Source organism: Pseudomonas sp. F-14 TE3482 (assembly GCF_053629455.1).
Window position 1 is genome coordinate 6,091,383 of record NZ_JBRJII010000001.1, and the last position, 15,493, is coordinate 6,106,875.

Here is a 15,493-nt window from a genome sequence, read left to right on the forward strand (position 1 = left end):
GCGGGCAAGCCCGCTCCCACAGTTTCAGTGGTGTTCACAGATTTTGTGTACGACACGGACCCTGTGGGAGCGGGCTTGCCCGCGATAGGGCCCTAAAGGACACCAACAATCTCAACGCCGCTCCTGATTCCTCGGCCAGCTCAAACTGAAACAGGCCCCGCCCAGGCTTTTGCTCTTGCCGATCAATGCTCGCCCGTCATGCCAATGGATGATTCGCCGCACAATCGATAACCCCAACCCATGCCCGCCCGAAGCGCGAGTGCGGCTGTCATCGAGGCGCAGGAACGGCGTGAAGATTTTCTCCCAGGCCGTTTCCGGCACGCCCGGCCCATCATCCTCGACATCGACCCGACAGCGCTGCTGTCCGACCTGATAACTGACGGTCACCCGTGAATGGGCGTGGCGCATGGCGTTGCTCACCAGGTTCTGCAACGCCCGGTGCAAGTAGCGCGGTTCGGCCTCGACCCAGGCGTCGTCGCAATCGGCGGCCGACAGACACAAACCGCGCTGCACCGTGATCTCGGCGCGCAACGGCGCCAGTTCTTCGATCACCTGATTGACCAACGCATCCAGATCGATCCGCTGAAAATTCAGCGCCGGCGAACCCTGCTCCAGCCGCGCATAGGTGAGCATCTCGTCGACCAGCCGATCAAGGTCCTCGATGTCGTGGTCCATCCCCTCGCGGTATTTTTCCAGCGCCTCAGGCGTGGTGGCCGAGCCGATCATCTCCAGGCCAAAACGCAAGCGCGCCACCGGCGTGCGCAATTCATGGGACACGGCACGCACCAGTTCTCGCTGAATCGCCAACAATTGCTGCAAGTGCTCGGCCATGCCGTTGAACGCCGAGGCCAGGCGCCCCACAGAGTCCGCGCCGCGTGCCGGTACGCGGGTTTCCAGGCTGCCCTTGGCGATGCGCGTGGCAGCGGCTTCCAGCCCGCGCAAACGGCGCTCCAGCTGACGCACCAACAGATAGACAATCAAACCAATCAGGCTCAGGCCGAGGGCCGCGATCAGCACCAGCCACTCGGGCGGATAAGGATTCATCTGATACAGCGGGCCGATTTCCAGTACCCACGGCGTACCGACCATGCCGGCAAACACCCGGATGGAATCGCCGCCCTTGCCCAGCGCCATCACCGTGTCGCCTTCGGATACGCGGCGGCTCTGATCTTCGTCCATGTCGGCCTGATCGATCGTGACCAGCCGCAGATCAAAGCCGAAACCCTTCTCTTCCTTTAACTGCGCCAGACGCTTGGGCTGCTCGGCCACCGGGTAGCGCACCAGTTCATCGGCCAACAGGTAAATGGTCGCTCGCGCCAGTTGCTCGCTGATCTGCTGGACTTCCCCGGTGAGCACCAGTTGTTCCTTGTCGCTGACCAAGCGGTAAACCTTTGCCGCGTGCGGGCCGGTCTGTTCCACCAGTGCCTGACCGCGCAGCACGCGGGTGCGCTGGGTCAGGTCGAGGTCGGTCTGGGGGAATGTCTTCAGCGCCAACGGAATCCCGAGCAAGCGCTCCCATACCAGCAAGGCCCGGTGACGCTCGGTTTCGTTCATCGGTTGCAGGTTATCGGCCATCAACGAGAACGTGCCGTGGGCCAGACGCTCGCGGTATTGCTCGCTGCGCACCTGGTTAAGCAGGTGCAAGGCCAGCACGCCGAGCACGGCCACCAGAATCAGCGCCGCGCACATGCCGCCATAAATGCGCAGGAAGATCGAGTTCACAGCGACAAGTCTGCGCAGGCTTCGGGAACGAACAGGTAGCCTTTGCTGCGGATGGTTTTGATCAGCCGCGGATGCTCCGGGTCATCGCCGATCTTCGGGCGGATGCGTGAGATGCGCACGTCGATGGAGCGGTCCTGGCCGTCATAACCGATACCGCGCAGCGCCGTGAAAATTTCTTCGCGAGACAGAATGCGCCCGGCGTTGGCCACCAGCAGCCAGAGCAAATCGAACTCGGCGCTGGTCAACTCGATGCCTTTGTCATGCAGCCAGGCCTCGCGCAACGCGTTGTCCACCACCAACGGGCCGAACTGCAGACGCCGCTGTATTTCCGGGGCTGCTTCAGGCGCTTCGCTACGCCGCAACAAGGCCTGGATGCGCGCCAGCAGCAGGCGTGGGCGCACCGGTTTGCACACGTAGTCATCCGCGCCGAGGTCGAGGCCGAGGATTTGATCGGTGTCATCGGTGCGTGCGGTGAGCATCAGAATCGGGCCGTCATACTTGTCGCGAACCTTGCGGCAAATGCTCAGGCCATCTTCGCCAGGAAGCATCAGGTCGAGGATCACCAGGTCCGGTTTCTCCTTGATGATGCGTGCCGCGGCAAGGGCACCGTTGCCCTCAATCGAGACGCGCAGGCCATTGGCTTCGAGGTAGTCGCGGGTCAGTTCGGCCAGACGCTGGTCGTCCTCGACAATCAATACCTGCCAGACTTCTTGCTCCACGGTGACCTCTGCTTGCCAACATCACTTTAAGAAAGGATCCGCCCGTCTTTTTGTAATGATTGGGGAGGATAAGAATGCATCTGCATTGGCCGATTGTATAAACGGCGCACGTCTGGAACACAAGCGGGTAAATGCGTTCGGACACAGCGGTTTTTTGTGATAGGGTTCGCGCCCTTAAAAATCCGAACGACTGTTTTCAATCGCTGAAAATCAGTGAAAAACGGTCCGCTCCAGCTAGGTCGCGGCCTACACGCTCGTTCCACCTTTCACACACAATTTACGCACAGGTTTATCCACAGGTAGTACGTTGCAACACCCTCAAAAACGCATTATCTTGTACCTCGGCGCTAAAAAAACCCTACATGTAGGGTTTTAGCTTAAAAGCCCAACCACATTTCAGACCAGAAACTCAAGTGCTTTATTGCCTGTTTATGGTTGAACCAAGCACGTTTTTACAAGCCCAAACCGCATGCGCGGATGGCACCGTTTTTTCAGGCCAGAACAGCCAGAACGGTACGGGTGTTGCAGTCAAAACTGGCACCCCAGAAAGGAATCCGGTTTCGAGCCCTGGCTCGCGGCCAAAGACTTCGGCAAGGAAGCGGCATCATTAGCCTTTTTCCTACTGTCCCGAAGTTGTTATGCCCGACGCCACGTCGGTTGTAGTGCTTCAGGACAGAACGGTGGGCACCGTGATGGTGCCCAAACAAACATAGAGAATGTGGAGACAACCCCCCATGCAAACCGACACAACTCGCGAGAACCCGCAGGGTACCTTGCCGCAGGCCGCCGATTCGAATTCGGATCTGTCCGCCACCGCGCCTGGCCAGCTGCGCGTGATCAAGCGAAACGGGACTGTCGTTCCTTACACCGATGACAAAATCACCGTCGCCATCACCAAAGCGTTTCTTGCAGTTGAAGGCGGCACCGCTGCCGCTTCGTCGCGCATCCACGACACCGTTGCCCGCCTGACCGAACAAGTCACCGCCACCTTCAAGCGTCGCATGCCATCGGGCGGCACCATCCACATCGAAGAAATCCAGGACCAGGTCGAACTGGCCCTGATGCGTGCCGGCGAGCAGAAAGTGGCGCGCGACTACGTGATCTACCGCGACGCCCGTTCCAAGGAACGCGCTGTACGCGCCCCTGCCGAGGACGCGGTACAGGCTCACCCGTCGATCCGCATCACCCGCGCCGATGGCAGCCTTGCACCTCTGGACATGGGTCGCCTGAACACCATCGTCACTGAAGCGTGCGAAGGCCTGGAAGAAGTCGACGGCGACCTGATCCAGCGCGAGACCCTGAAGAACCTGTACGACGGCGTGGCCCTGACCGACGTCAACACCGCTCTGGTGATGACTGCCCGTACGCTGGTCGAGCGTGAGCCGAACTACTCGTTCGTGACCGCCCGCCTGCTGATGGACACCCTGCGTGCCGAAGGCCTGAACTTCCTGGGCGTCGCCGAGAGCGCGACTCACCACGAAATGGTCGATCTGTACGCCAAGGCACTGCCGGCGTATATCGCCAAAGGTATCGAATTCGAATTGCTGAACCCGGTTCTGGCGTCCTTCGACCTGGAAAAACTCGGCAAGGCAATCAACCACGAGCGCGATCAGCAGTTCACGTACCTGGGCCTGCAAACCCTGTACGACCGTTACTTCATCCACAAGGATGGCGTGCGTTTCGAACTGCCGCAGATTTTCTTCATGCGCGTGGCCATGGGCCTGGCAATCGAAGAGAAGAACAAAGAAGACCGTGCGATCGAGTTCTACAACCTGTTGTCGTCCTTCGACTACATGTCGTCGACCCCGACCCTGTTCAACGCCGGTACCCTGCGTCCACAGCTGTCGAGCTGCTACCTGACCACCGTGCCGGATGACCTGTCGGGCATCTACCACGCGATCCACGACAACGCCATGCTGTCGAAATTCGCTGGCGGCCTGGGCAACGACTGGACGCCGGTTCGTGCACTGGGCTCGTACATCAAGGGCACCAACGGCAAATCCCAGGGCGTTGTACCGTTCCTGAAAGTGGTGAACGACACCGCCGTCGCCGTTAACCAGGGTGGCAAGCGCAAAGGCGCTGTGTGTGCCTACCTGGAAACCTGGCACATGGACATCGAAGAGTTCATCGAGCTGCGCAAGAACACCGGTGATGACCGTCGTCGTACCCACGACATGAACACCGCCAACTGGATCCCTGACCTGTTCATGAAGCGCGTCTTCGATGACGGCCCGTGGACCCTGTTCTCGCCATCCGAAGTGCCGGATCTGCACGACCTGACCGGCAAGGCCTTCGAAGAGCGTTACGAGTACTACGAAGCCCTGTCCCAGTACCCAGGCAAGATCAAGCTGTTCAAGACCATCCAGGCCAAAGACCTGTGGCGCAAAATGCTGTCCATGCTGTTTGAAACCGGCCACCCATGGCTGACCTTCAAAGACCCGTGCAACCTGCGCAGCCCGCAGCAGCACGTGGGCGTGGTTCACAGCTCGAACCTGTGCACCGAGATCACCTTGAACACCAACAAGGACGAGATCGCCGTTTGCAACCTGGGCTCGATCAACCTGCCGAACCACATCACCAACGGCAAGCTGGACACCGCCAAGCTGGAACGCACCGTGAACACCGCCGTTCGCATGCTCGATAACGTTATCGACATCAACTACTACTCGGTGCCACAAGCGAAGAACTCCAACTTCAAGCACCGTCCGGTCGGTCTGGGCATCATGGGCTTCCAGGACGCTTTGTACCTGCAGCACATCCCTTACGGTTCCGACGCTGCCGTCGAGTTCGCCGACAAGTCGATGGAAGCGGTCAGCTACTACGCGATCCAGGCGTCCTGCGACCTGGCCGACGAGCGCGGCGCCTACGAGACGTTCCAGGGTTCGCTGTGGTCCAAAGGCATCCTGCCGCTGGATTCGCAACAGATCCTGATCGAACAGCGTGGCCAGAAGTACATCGATGTCGACCTGAACGAATCCCTGGACTGGGCACCGGTTCGCGCCCGTGTGCAGAAAGGCATTCGTAACTCCAACATCATGGCCATCGCACCAACCGCGACCATCGCCAACATCACTGGCGTGTCGCAGTCGATCGAACCGACCTACCAGAACCTCTACGTGAAATCGAACCTGTCGGGCGAATTCACCGTGATCAACCCGTACCTGGTTCGCGACCTGAAGGCTCGCGGTCTGTGGGACTCGGTCATGATCAACGACCTGAAGTACTACGACGGTTCGGTGCAGCAGATCGAGCGCATCCCGCAAGAACTCAAAGAGCTCTACGCCACCGCGTTCGAAGTGGACACCAAGTGGATCGTTGACGCGGCCAGCCGTCGTCAGAAGTGGATCGACCAGGCTCAGTCCCTGAACCTGTACATCGCCGGCGCATCGGGCAAGAAGCTGGACGTGACCTACCGCATGGCCTGGTACCGTGGTCTGAAAACCACCTACTACCTCCGTGCCCTGGCCGCGACCAGCACCGAGAAGTCGACCATCAACACCGGTAAGCTGAACGCTGTTTCCAGCGGCGGCAACCACGGCGACGACTCGGTCCTGGCAGCCCCTGCCGGCCCCGCTCCAGTGCCGAAGGCGTGCGCCATCGACGAGCCGGATTGCGAAGCTTGCCAATAAGCTGAGCGGGTGAGCGCTGAAAGGCGCTTACCTCGATAACCCCCGATCAGTCCTCTGGATTGGTCGGGGGTTTTCTTTTGCCTTGAGGAATGTGGTGGCCGATCTGACGCCTTCGCGGGCAAGCCTCGCTCCTACAGGATATACGTTGATCATATGGGCGACGTATATCCTGTGGGAGCGAGGCTTGCCCGCGAAGAGGCCGGCACAAACAACCAAAACCTCAACTCCCGACAAAAAACCAAGCCATAAAAAAACCCCTCCTGCGAGGGGTTCTTTATGCAGCACTATCAAGCATCAGGTCATCTGAATGATGGTCTGCATGATGGTGCTCTGGGTGGAGATGGTCTTGGCGTTTGCCTGGTAGTTGCTCTGGGCCTTGATCAGCTCGACCAATTCATTGGTCAGGTTGACGTTGGACTCTTCCAGGGAGTTGGACACGACCGAACCCAGAGTGCCGGTTGTCGGCGCATCGACACCCGCCACGCCCGAGGCGAAGGTTTCTTTCCAGCGGGTACCACCGATCGGCTGCAAGCCTTGCTCGTTAGCGAAGCTGGCGACTGCAACCTGGCCGATGGCCTTGGTTTGCTGGTTGCTGAAGTTGGCGGTCATGACGCCGGTGGCGTCGATCGTCAGGCTGGAGATCTGGCCGGTGGCGTAACCATCCTGGAACTGGGCGGTACGAGCGGTTGGCGAGTTGTAAGAAGTGGTCAGCGCCATGTTGAACGCGATACCGCCAGTGGCAGCGACAGAACCGTTCGGCCCCCAGGTCACAGGAGTCGTTGCGGCGTTGGTAATGGTACCTGGCACCCAACCGGTCATGGTCAACGTGTTGCCGGTCTTGGTCCAGCCAGCACCCGCCGTCAGCGTATTGATGCTGCCATCGGAGTTGAAAGTGATGTCGGCGGTAATCGCCACTGGTGGCGTGGTAGCAGGGTTGGCCGGGGAACGACCATCCATGTAGGTGTGGACACGCCAGGCGTTGGTACCCGTTTTCACGTAGTACTGATCCATGGTGTGCTCGTTACCCTGGCTATCGTAGACCTTGGTGGAAATGGTCTTGTTATAGCTGTTGGTATCGGTCGGGCTGAACGTGGCCACGGTCGGTAATGTTTCCGCCGAGTTCAGGTTCATCGTCTGATCGACTTTGGTGGTCGGGTTTGGCTTGAGGCTCGACGTATCAATCTTCAAGTCAGTCAACACACCGTTGATGATCTTGCCGTTGGCATCAACACCATAACCCTGCAAACGGTTGCCGTTGTTATCAACCACATAGTTTTCAGCATCAGTCTTGAACGCACCGGCACGGGTGTAGCTCAGGGAGCCGTTGTCGCTGAGGATGAAGAAGCCGTTGCCCTGGATGCCCATGTCCAGCACGTTGCCGGTGTTGTTCACGTCGCCCTGGCCGAACTGCTGGGACACGTTGGCCAGGCGCACGCCGTTGCCGACGGTCTTGCTGCCGGTACCCAGGCGAGTGGCCGAGTACACGTCTTCGAATTCTGCACGGGAGGATTTGAAACCGGTGGTCGCGACGTTGGCGATGTTGTTGCCGGTCACGTCCAGTTGTTTGTTGGCTGCATAGAGACCGCTAAGGCCGATATTGAAAGACATATTCCACTCCTTGTGCCGTGTTAGTCGGCTCTATATACCAATGGTTTGTACTTTGGACAGGGCAACGCTGCCCATGCCTGCCAGGTTCAGCATCAACTCACCGCCGGTCTGGCTGATGGTCACGCTGTTAACGGTCGCTGGCAGATAGGTAATCAGCGATGTCGCCTTGCTGTCGATGGTGGCCGTTGCGCCGAAGGTGTAAGTACCCGCCGGTGCCACCGCGCCTGCATCGTCCTTGCCGTCCCAGATAAAACTGGCGTTACCGGCACTTTGACTGCCCAACTCGAGCGTACGGATAGTCTTGCCTTCCGAGTTGGTGATCTTGACGGTGGCGGCGGAAACCGAGGTGGGCACCACGACGGTACCGTTGAGGCTCTTGGAAGTGTCGACCATGGTTTTGTCGGTCTGCGCAATGACGGAGCGCCCCACCAGCGAAGAAGCCTGCAAAGCTTGCGAGGAGCTGTAGCTGCTGGCAAGGCCGCTGACCGTATCGTTCAGCGTGGTGATACCTTCCAGGCTACTGAACTGCGCCAACTGTGCCACGAACTCGCTGTTATCCTGAGGATCGAGCGGGTTCTGGTTTTTCAGCTGAGTCACCAACAGTTGCAGGAACGCGTCCTTGCCCAGCTCCTGGCCGCCGGTAGCGGCGGAGGTCAGGCTGTCTTTGTTGGTCGGGGTCTGGACCGAGGAGTTGGCCAGAACATCGCTGATAACGCTCATATGAATCGCCCCTTATCACTGACCGAGGGTCAGGACCTTCTGCATCATGGTTTTGGCGGTGTTCATCATTTCGGCGTTGGTCTGGAACGAACGGCTCGCGGAAATCATGTCGGCCATTTCTTCGACGACGTTGACGTTCGGGTAGTAGACGTAGCCCTTGCCATCGGCAGCCGGATGGTTCGGCTCGTAGCGCGCTTCAAGGTTGCTCTGGTCTTCGACCACGCCCAGCACTTGCACGCCTTGACCGGCAGCGTCCTGGTTCTGGAACAGCGAATCGCTGCCGCCGCTCTGGCCGCCCTGGAACATGGTGGCGAATACCGGGTGGCGGGCACGGTAGGTCTGGTCGATGCTCGACGAGACGGTCTCGGCGTTGGCGATGTTCGAGGCGACGGTGTTCAAGCGAGTGGTCTGGGCACTCATGCCGCTACCGGCAATGTTGAAAACACTGGCAAGGGACATGACTTACTCTCCACGCAGGGCTGATACCAGCCCTTTGAATTTACTGTTGAGCAGGGTGAAGCTGGCCTGGAAGTTGACCGCGTTTTCGGCGTAGTTCGACTGTTCCAGTTGGGCGTCTACGGTGTTCTGGTCGATCGACGGTTGCATCGGCGTGCGATACATCAGCGACTCGTCGCCATTGCCCATGCCTTCAGCTTCGATGTGACGGCTGTTGGTCATGTTCAAGGCGAACTTGCCGTTTTTGGTTTTCTCGTTCTGCTCGGCGAGCACTTTCGAGAAGTCCAGATCCCGAGCCTTGTAGTTCGGGGTGTCGGCGTTGGCGATGTTGTTGGCCAGGACTTCGGCACGCTGAGCGCGGAAGCCCAGGGCTTGTTCATGGATACCGAGCGCTTTATCGAAGCTGATGCTCATGTCGGGAAACCTTCGGGTGACCTGATTTTTCGTAACAGGGACATAGCAAGCGCCGTGCCAATTCAAAAAATCCCGTAAACCGGGGCTTTGCGCGCGGTGGCAAGCCGGCAATGCCAGAAAAGCGGCAACCGATTTCCGCCGCCTGCCGCTTTTCTGCCGCTTTCCCACAGTCGGAAGAACACCACCCGCTCCCACAGGGGTTGTGGTGATTTTTAGAGATAATTACAGGCACAAAAAAACGGGAGCCCCTGAGGACTCCCGTTTTTTTATGCCGTCAACGAATCACTTCGCCTGATAAATGATCCCCGGACTGCACTGGACCATCTGGTAATGGTCCGGCAAACCGTTCAGCGCCTCGGACGCACCAAGGAACAGATAACCGCCCGGCTTCAGCGTGCTGTGGATGCGCAACAGGATGTCTTTCTTCACCTCGGCGGAGAAGTAGATCAGCACGTTGCGGCAGAACACGATGTCGAACTTGCCCAGGCTCGCGTAGCTGTCCAGCAGGTTGAACGAGCGAAATTCCACCCGACTCTTGATCGGCGCCTTGATCGCCCAACGTCCCGGCCCTTTCGGGTCGAAGTAACGCTGAAGGCGCTCGGGCGACAGACCGCGGCCGATGGCCAGGCTGTCGTACTCGCCGGTCTTGCAGTTGGTCAGCATGGTGCCGGACAAGTCAGTGGCAACGATCTGCACGCCCATCTTCAACTGACCCATGTTGACCCGTTCGAACTCATCGATGGACATCGACAGCGAATACGGTTCCTGACCCGACGAACACGCCGCCGACCAGATCCGCAGGCGCTGGCCGGGGCTTGCCTTGATCGCTGCAGGCAAGACCTTGTTCTTCAAGACTTCAAACGGATAGGTGTCACGAAACCACAGGGTTTCGTTGGTGGTCATGGCATCCACCACCATCTCGCGCAAACCACTGCGCGGCTGGGTCTGGATGCGCTGAACCAGCTCACCCAATGATTTGATGCCCTGCTGCTCCATCAGTTTGTTGAGACGGCTCGAGACCAGGTATTGCTTGTTTTCACCGAGCAAAATGCCACAGGCTTTTTCCAGGAAGACCCGGAACTGTTCGAAATCCAAATTACCCGTAGACAAAGATGCCGCCTCTTAAATCGTTTTGACCGCCAGGGACAGAAGGCCCCTAGCTGTTATCTGCTGCTTTGATCCGGTCGACTACCCGGGATGCCAGGTCATCAGGACGGAATTTGGCCAGGAAGTCATCGGCCCCGACCTTCTTGACCATCGCCTGATTGAACACACCCGACAACGAAGTATGCAGGATGATATGCAGCTTTTGCATGCGTGGGTCGTTGCGGATCTCGGCCGTCAGGGTGTACCCGTCCATCTCCGGCATCTCGATGTCGGAGATCATCATCAGGAACTCTTCTTCCGGCTTCTTGCCCTCGTCGACCAGCTTGCGCAGGTAATCCAGCGCTTGCCGGCCGTCGTTCAACGCCACCACTTCGACGCCGACGGTTTGCAGGCAACGGGTCACTTGCTTGCGCGCCACCGATGAGTCATCGACCGTCAGCACGCGCAAGGACAACGCCTTGTGCTGAGTCTCGACATCCACCACGCCCACCGAAATCGCTTCCGGTGTCGGTGACACTTCCGCCAGCACCTTCTCGACGTCGATGATTTCGACCAACTGATTGTCGACCCGAGTCACCGCCGTCAGGTAGTGATCGCGCCCGGTGCCCTTGGGTGGCGGATGAATCTCCTCCCAGTTCATGTTGACGATGCGCTCTACCGATCGAACCAGGAAACCCTGAGTCTTGGTGTTGTACTCCGTGATGATCACGAAGGGATTGCTTTGATCTTTGAGCGCTCCGGAGCCGGTCGCCATCGCCAGATCCAGAATCGGAATGGTCGCCCCCCGAATATTCGCCACACCGCACACGACAGGACTGGACTTGGGCATCAGGGTCAGTTTGGGGCATTGCAGCACCTCACGAACCTTGAACACGTTGATCCCATACAGCTGCTGGCCGTCGAGACGGAACAACAACAGCTCAAGGCGATTCTGCCCCACCAGTTGCGTGCGCTGGTTCACCGAATCCATTACACCAGCCATGCCCAGACTCCTACACCAACGCTAAGTGTGTTGCGACGCACATTCTTCACTAAACGGCACGGCGCTTGCTTTTTAACTCTTATGAACACAGAACCGACATTTTCCCGACGCTTGACATCAACGTATCGCAGATTGCTCTGCGCGATGTCGGCCGTTTGCCTGTTCAACGCTGGCAGCCCTGCCCTTGCTGACGCGGTTACCTTGCCTGACATGCTTATCGGCGTCACTCAGGGCTTTCTTGAATTCACCGTAGAAGACTATCTGGCCACCAGTCAAACGCAAGGACGCTACGAAATCGAGGTCAACCAGCTCGATCCGCGCCTGCGCATGCCGATGTGCGACAAGGAATTGACAGCCACCCTTGAGAGCCCCGCGAGGCCTCTGGGCCGGGTTACGGTCAAGGTTCGCTGCGACGGTGCCTCCCCCTGGACAGTCTTCGTACCCGCTCAAGTACGGCTGTTTCGCGACATCGTGACCACCACTCGTCCGCTCAAGCGCACAGGGATTATCGAACCTCAGGACGTGACCCTTCGTGAACGCGATATCAGCCTGATAAATCAGGGTTTTCTGACTTCCGTTGATCAAGCGATCGGACAAAAACTGACCCGACCAATGGTCGCTGATCAGGTGATTACCTTGGTGCATCTCGAACAGGCGGAAGTCATTCGCAAGGGCGATCAGGTGGTGATTACCGCCCGCAGCGGTACGCTCAGTGTGCGTATGCCGGGTGAAGCGCTGTCCAATGGCGGCATGAGCGAACAGATTCGCGTGAAAAACCTCAACTCCCAGCGGGTCATCAAGGCGCAAGTCACCGCACCCGGCCAGGTGGAAGTTTCCATGTAAGCGGCCATTAGTTTGTGAAGAGATGGCGCGCCACTGGGCTGTTGCCTAAACTGTGCCGCATGCAGGACACACGCTGGCGCATGCACGCTCATTGATAAATGGGCCTAAAGTTTTCACAAGAAGAGCCGAAAACATGGCAAGCGTCCAAATACCCAGAGGTTTTTTGTCATGGTCATCGATTTCAGTCGTTTAAACAGCTCCTCGTCACTTACGGGCAGTACACGTACCAGCGCCGCGAAGGAAACCGCCGAAGCCGGCCAATCCGCGCCGCTGAATACCCCGGCCGAACAGGCCAGTACCACCAAAAGCGGGGAATCGGTACACCTCAGCAATGAGGCTCAACAGTTGCAGAAGGTCACTGACAAGCTGCGCGATCAGCCTGCCGTCGACAACGCCCGCGTGGCCGAGTTGAAAGCAGCGATTGCCGATGGCAGCTATAAAGTCGACAGCAACCGTGTAGCCAGCAAACTGCTCAACTTCGAAGCCCAGCGCTAGGCCCCGGCCGCGCCAGGCTTTTGGACGCTTAAAACCCAAGGCCAGCCATGCACGACACTAATTTACTGCAACTGATCATCGACGACTTTGCCCCGGCGCAACACTTGCTGGAGCTGCTGCAAACCGAGTCCCTCGCCCTGCACGGTCGCGACATGCCACTGCTCGAAGAGATTCTGGCGCAGAAACAGGCATTGATCATTTTGCTTGAGCAGCATGGCCGCAAGCGCAGTGAAATCCTCGCCAGCCTCAACCTGCCGACCAATCGCCAGGGACTGGAGCAACTTGCCAGCCATTCGAGCATTGGCGATCAGTTGCTGGCACAGAGCGATGTGCTGACCGACCTCCTGGCCCAGTGCCAGGCCGCCAACGTTAACAATGGCCAGTCGATTCTGGTGCAGCAGGCCGCCACGGCCAATCAGCTGAAAATCCTCACCGGCGGCGAGCCGCCAGCGCTCTACGATGCCCGCGGATCAACCTCCAAACTCGCAAAACCACGCCCGCTCAGTCAGGCTTGAGCCTTTCAATGAGCACGCTCTATCAAGACGCGAAACATGCTGGCAGAATGCTAGCCAGTAGTCATATTTGTCTGGAGATTGATGCCCCGTGTTCAATGCCTTAAACGCGGAAGATGCTCCGCAGCCACCCAAGGTGCTCACTACGCCCCTGGAAATCTCCGGCAATTTGCGTCAGCTGCAAGACAGCCATGACCCGCTGATCATCACGTTCCACGAGCGCAGCCAGCGCTTCCAGAGTTATCTGGTGGACATCGATCGTGACAGCAACATGATCGCCCTGGACGAAATGATCCCGCGCGATGGCGAACGTTTTCTGCTGGCCGGCGAACCGTTCAAGGTCGAAGGCTTCCACGACGGCGTGCGCATCGCCTGGGAAAGCAATGGCCCGCTCACCATCGACGACTCCGGCGATGGCCGCTGCTACCGTGGCGCGCTGCCCGATGAGGTGGTTTATCACCAGCGCCGCAATGCTTTCCGCGCCGCGTTGAAGCTGGCGCAACTGGTCAACGTCGATCTGGGTGGCGACAAACTCAAATCGGCCATCAGCGGCAAACTGCTGGACATCTCCGCCACCGGCTGCAAATTGCGCTTCGAGGGCGACATCACCGCTAGCCTGCAACTGGGCCAGGTCTACGACCGTTTCGTCGCTGCCCTGCCCTTCGGCAGCATGACGGCACCGGTCGAACTGCGTTACCTGCATTTCGAAGAAAAGATCAACACCACCTTCGCCGGCGTGCGTTTTCACAACATGAGCGGCCTGGTGCAGCGCCAGGTCGAGCGGTTCGTCTATCAGCTTCAGCGCGAAGCGCGGCGTTTCGATAAAGACGACTTCTGATACGCCACGCCCATAAAAAACGGGCAGTCCCTTGCGATGACTGCCCGTTTTTTATGCCTTGGTCAAGGCCGCGCTTCGGTAAAACTTTGCTCGCGACCTGTGTCAGGGTCTTCGGGTTCCGAATCTGTTTCAGCTTCGGTTTCCGGCTCGGCATCCGGATTGAAATCAGCCTCCGGGTTGACCGGGTTCTGCATCTGATCCTGCACTACCTGTTCATCGACTCGCGGGTCCAGGCAAGCGACCAATGGCGAGCTCGACATGCTGTCCGGCATGGCCACGTGATGCAGCGGAGCATCGTCCACCTGATGCAGGTTGGTGACCGCTTTCGGGCGAATTCGCCACACCAGCACCAGCGCAAAGAAGCTGAAGAAGGCATAGAGCATCTGACTGCCGAACAGCTTCATCAACACCCCGGCCACCAACGGTCCGATACTCGCGCCGACTCCATAAGTCACCAGCAGCATCGCCGTCAGCGACACCCGGCGATCACCCTCGACGTGGTCGTTGGAGAACGCCACCGCCAACGGGTACAGGCAGAACTGCACCAACGAGCAGAGGAACCCGGCAATGAATAGCACCTCCAGCGGCACCTGCTGCATGATTGCCAGCGGCAACGCAGCCAGCGCCAGGCTGAACGCGAAACAGCGGATCAACAGCGCCCGGTCATAGCGATCCGACAGCCAACCCAACGGCCACTGCACCACCAGGCCGGCAAAAATGCAGCTACCCATGAACAGACCGACCTGTTCAGTGGACAATCCTTGCTGCGAGGCATACAGCGGCGCCAGACCGTAGAACGAACCGACGATCAACCCCGACCCCAACACCGTGCTCAACGACTGCGGCACACGCTTGATGAAGAAGCGTGGTTCCATCGGCGCCGGGTGCAAAGGCGCCGGGTGAATCCGCCGCGTCAGGGCCACCGGTACCAGGCACAGGGCGAAACACAGTGCGACCAGCATCAGCAGTTCCAGGCCCAGGCCCGGGTGCATGACCAGAATCAGCTGACCCAGCACCAGCCCCAGGTACGAAGCGATCATGTAGCCGCTGAACACCACGCCACGCTTATTGGCTTCTGCCTGCTCATTGAGCCAGCTTTCGATCACCATATACTGGCACATCATGCCCAGGCCGACGATCACCCGCAGGAACAGCCACGCGGGCAGCCAGTCCACCAGGCCATGGCCCAGCACTGCCGCGCCGACGATCCCGGCGCAGGCTGAATAAGCTCGAATATGCCCGACCCGGGCAATCAGCCGATGGCCGATCTTGCCACCCAGCACCAGGCCGAAATAGTTGGCCGCCATCAACGCACCGACCCACAGGCTGTCGACTTTATCGGCCGCCAGGCGCAGGGCAAGGTAAGTACTCAACAGGCCCGAGCCGATCAACATCATCAGCGAGGCGAAATAAAGCCCCCGAAAAGATTTCAAGATTTGGCGCATCGG

The 15,493-nt window shown here is 58.8% G+C and carries 14 protein-coding genes; 5 read left to right on the forward strand and 9 right to left on the reverse strand.

Features of this window, described 5'->3' with window-relative positions; translation table 11 throughout:
* Nucleotides 1-111: 111 nt before the first annotated feature.
* The gene (locus tag AB7M26_RS27690; RefSeq protein WP_123495864.1) at nucleotides 112-1,722 is read right to left on the reverse strand and encodes an ATP-binding protein; all 1,611 of its coding nucleotides are present in this window, start codon (nucleotides 1,720-1,722) and stop codon (nucleotides 112-114) included.
* The gene (locus AB7M26_RS27695) at nucleotides 1,719-2,441 is read right to left on the reverse strand and encodes a response regulator (RefSeq protein ID WP_123495862.1); all 723 of its coding nucleotides are present in this window, start codon (nucleotides 2,439-2,441) and stop codon (nucleotides 1,719-1,721) included. The genes AB7M26_RS27690 and AB7M26_RS27695 overlap by 4 nt, the downstream gene beginning before the upstream one ends.
* A 734-nt stretch (nucleotides 2,442-3,175) precedes the next feature.
* On the opposite strand from AB7M26_RS27695, the gene AB7M26_RS27700 reads away from it, so the two are divergent.
* Nucleotides 3,176-6,070 carry a ribonucleoside-diphosphate reductase subunit alpha gene (locus AB7M26_RS27700; protein ID WP_123495860.1) on the forward strand — a complete coding sequence of 965 codons (2,895 nt, stop codon included), beginning with the start codon at nucleotides 3,176-3,178 and terminating at the stop codon, nucleotides 6,068-6,070.
* 294 nt (nucleotides 6,071-6,364) lie between these two features.
* Here AB7M26_RS27700 and flgE read toward each other — a convergent pair whose 3' ends face one another.
* From flgE to AB7M26_RS27730, 6 genes are all read right to left on the reverse strand, one after another.
* Nucleotides 6,365-7,678: a flagellar hook protein FlgE gene (gene flgE, locus AB7M26_RS27705; protein WP_123495858.1), complete on the reverse strand. Its 1,314-nt coding sequence runs from the start codon at nucleotides 7,676-7,678 to the stop codon at nucleotides 6,365-6,367.
* Between the two features lie 30 nt (nucleotides 7,679-7,708).
* Nucleotides 7,709-8,398 (reverse strand): flagellar hook assembly protein FlgD, encoded by a 690-nt coding sequence (gene flgD / locus AB7M26_RS27710; RefSeq protein ID WP_123495856.1) that lies wholly within the window; start codon nucleotides 8,396-8,398, stop codon nucleotides 7,709-7,711.
* A gap of 15 nt (nucleotides 8,399-8,413) precedes the next feature.
* Nucleotides 8,414-8,857: a flagellar basal body rod protein FlgC gene (gene flgC, locus AB7M26_RS27715; RefSeq protein WP_008071781.1), complete on the reverse strand. Its 444-nt coding sequence runs from the start codon at nucleotides 8,855-8,857 to the stop codon at nucleotides 8,414-8,416.
* Between the two features lie 3 nt (nucleotides 8,858-8,860).
* A complete protein-coding gene (flgB, locus tag AB7M26_RS27720) occupies nucleotides 8,861-9,268 on the reverse strand; it encodes a flagellar basal body rod protein FlgB (protein WP_095634357.1) in 408 nt (135 codons plus the stop codon).
* 282 nt (nucleotides 9,269-9,550) lie between these two features.
* Entirely contained in the window at nucleotides 9,551-10,378 is an 828-nt protein-coding gene (gene cheR / locus AB7M26_RS27725) for a protein-glutamate O-methyltransferase CheR (protein WP_008071786.1), read from the reverse strand.
* 46 nt (nucleotides 10,379-10,424) lie between these two features.
* The gene (locus tag AB7M26_RS27730; RefSeq protein WP_123495854.1) at nucleotides 10,425-11,357 is read right to left on the reverse strand and encodes a chemotaxis protein CheV; all 933 of its coding nucleotides are present in this window, start codon (nucleotides 11,355-11,357) and stop codon (nucleotides 10,425-10,427) included.
* 81 nt (nucleotides 11,358-11,438) lie between these two features.
* On the opposite strand from AB7M26_RS27730, the gene flgA reads away from it, so the two are divergent.
* The 4 genes from flgA (at nucleotide 11,439) to AB7M26_RS27750 (ending at nucleotide 14,045) form a co-directional block, all read left to right on the forward strand.
* Complete coding sequence (flgA, locus tag AB7M26_RS27735; protein ID WP_123495852.1) at nucleotides 11,439-12,200, forward strand: flagellar basal body P-ring formation chaperone FlgA; 762 nt, start codon at nucleotides 11,439-11,441, stop codon at nucleotides 12,198-12,200.
* 168 nt (nucleotides 12,201-12,368) lie between these two features.
* The gene (flgM, locus tag AB7M26_RS27740; RefSeq protein WP_123495850.1) at nucleotides 12,369-12,695 is read left to right on the forward strand and encodes a flagellar biosynthesis anti-sigma factor FlgM; all 327 of its coding nucleotides are present in this window, start codon (nucleotides 12,369-12,371) and stop codon (nucleotides 12,693-12,695) included.
* Nucleotides 12,696-12,742: 47 nt separating this feature from the next.
* On the forward strand, nucleotides 12,743-13,210 hold the full coding sequence (locus AB7M26_RS27745) for a flagella synthesis protein FlgN (RefSeq protein WP_008071798.1): 468 nt from the start codon (nucleotides 12,743-12,745) through the stop codon (nucleotides 13,208-13,210).
* Between the two features lie 88 nt (nucleotides 13,211-13,298).
* Complete coding sequence (locus AB7M26_RS27750) at nucleotides 13,299-14,045, forward strand: flagellar brake protein (RefSeq protein WP_008071799.1); 747 nt, start codon at nucleotides 13,299-13,301, stop codon at nucleotides 14,043-14,045.
* 62 nt (nucleotides 14,046-14,107) lie between these two features.
* Here AB7M26_RS27750 and AB7M26_RS27755 read toward each other — a convergent pair whose 3' ends face one another.
* The gene (locus AB7M26_RS27755) at nucleotides 14,108-15,490 is read right to left on the reverse strand and encodes an MFS transporter (RefSeq protein ID WP_123495848.1); all 1,383 of its coding nucleotides are present in this window, start codon (nucleotides 15,488-15,490) and stop codon (nucleotides 14,108-14,110) included.
* Between the last annotated feature and the right edge of the window lie 3 nt (nucleotides 15,491-15,493).

Coding starts and splice junctions, on each gene's coding strand:
- AB7M26_RS27755 (WP_123495848.1), bottom strand. CDS start 15,490: ATGCGCCAAATCTTGAAATCTTTTCGGGGGCTTTATTTCGCCTCGCTG.
- flgD (WP_123495856.1), bottom strand. CDS start 8,398: ATGAGCGTTATCAGCGATGTTCTGGCCAACTCCTCGGTCCAGACCCCG.
- flgE (WP_123495858.1), bottom strand. CDS start 7,678: ATGTCTTTCAATATCGGCCTTAGCGGTCTCTATGCAGCCAACAAACAA.
- AB7M26_RS27730 (WP_123495854.1), bottom strand. CDS start 11,357: ATGGCTGGTGTAATGGATTCGGTGAACCAGCGCACGCAACTGGTGGGG.
- flgA (WP_123495852.1), top strand. CDS start 11,439: ATGAACACAGAACCGACATTTTCCCGACGCTTGACATCAACGTATCGC.
- flgM (WP_123495850.1), top strand. CDS start 12,369: ATGGTCATCGATTTCAGTCGTTTAAACAGCTCCTCGTCACTTACGGGC.
- AB7M26_RS27745 (WP_008071798.1), top strand. CDS start 12,743: ATGCACGACACTAATTTACTGCAACTGATCATCGACGACTTTGCCCCG.
- flgC (WP_008071781.1), bottom strand. CDS start 8,857: ATGTCCCTTGCCAGTGTTTTCAACATTGCCGGTAGCGGCATGAGTGCC.
- flgB (WP_095634357.1), bottom strand. CDS start 9,268: ATGAGCATCAGCTTCGATAAAGCGCTCGGTATCCATGAACAAGCCCTG.
- AB7M26_RS27700 (WP_123495860.1), top strand. CDS start 3,176: ATGCAAACCGACACAACTCGCGAGAACCCGCAGGGTACCTTGCCGCAG.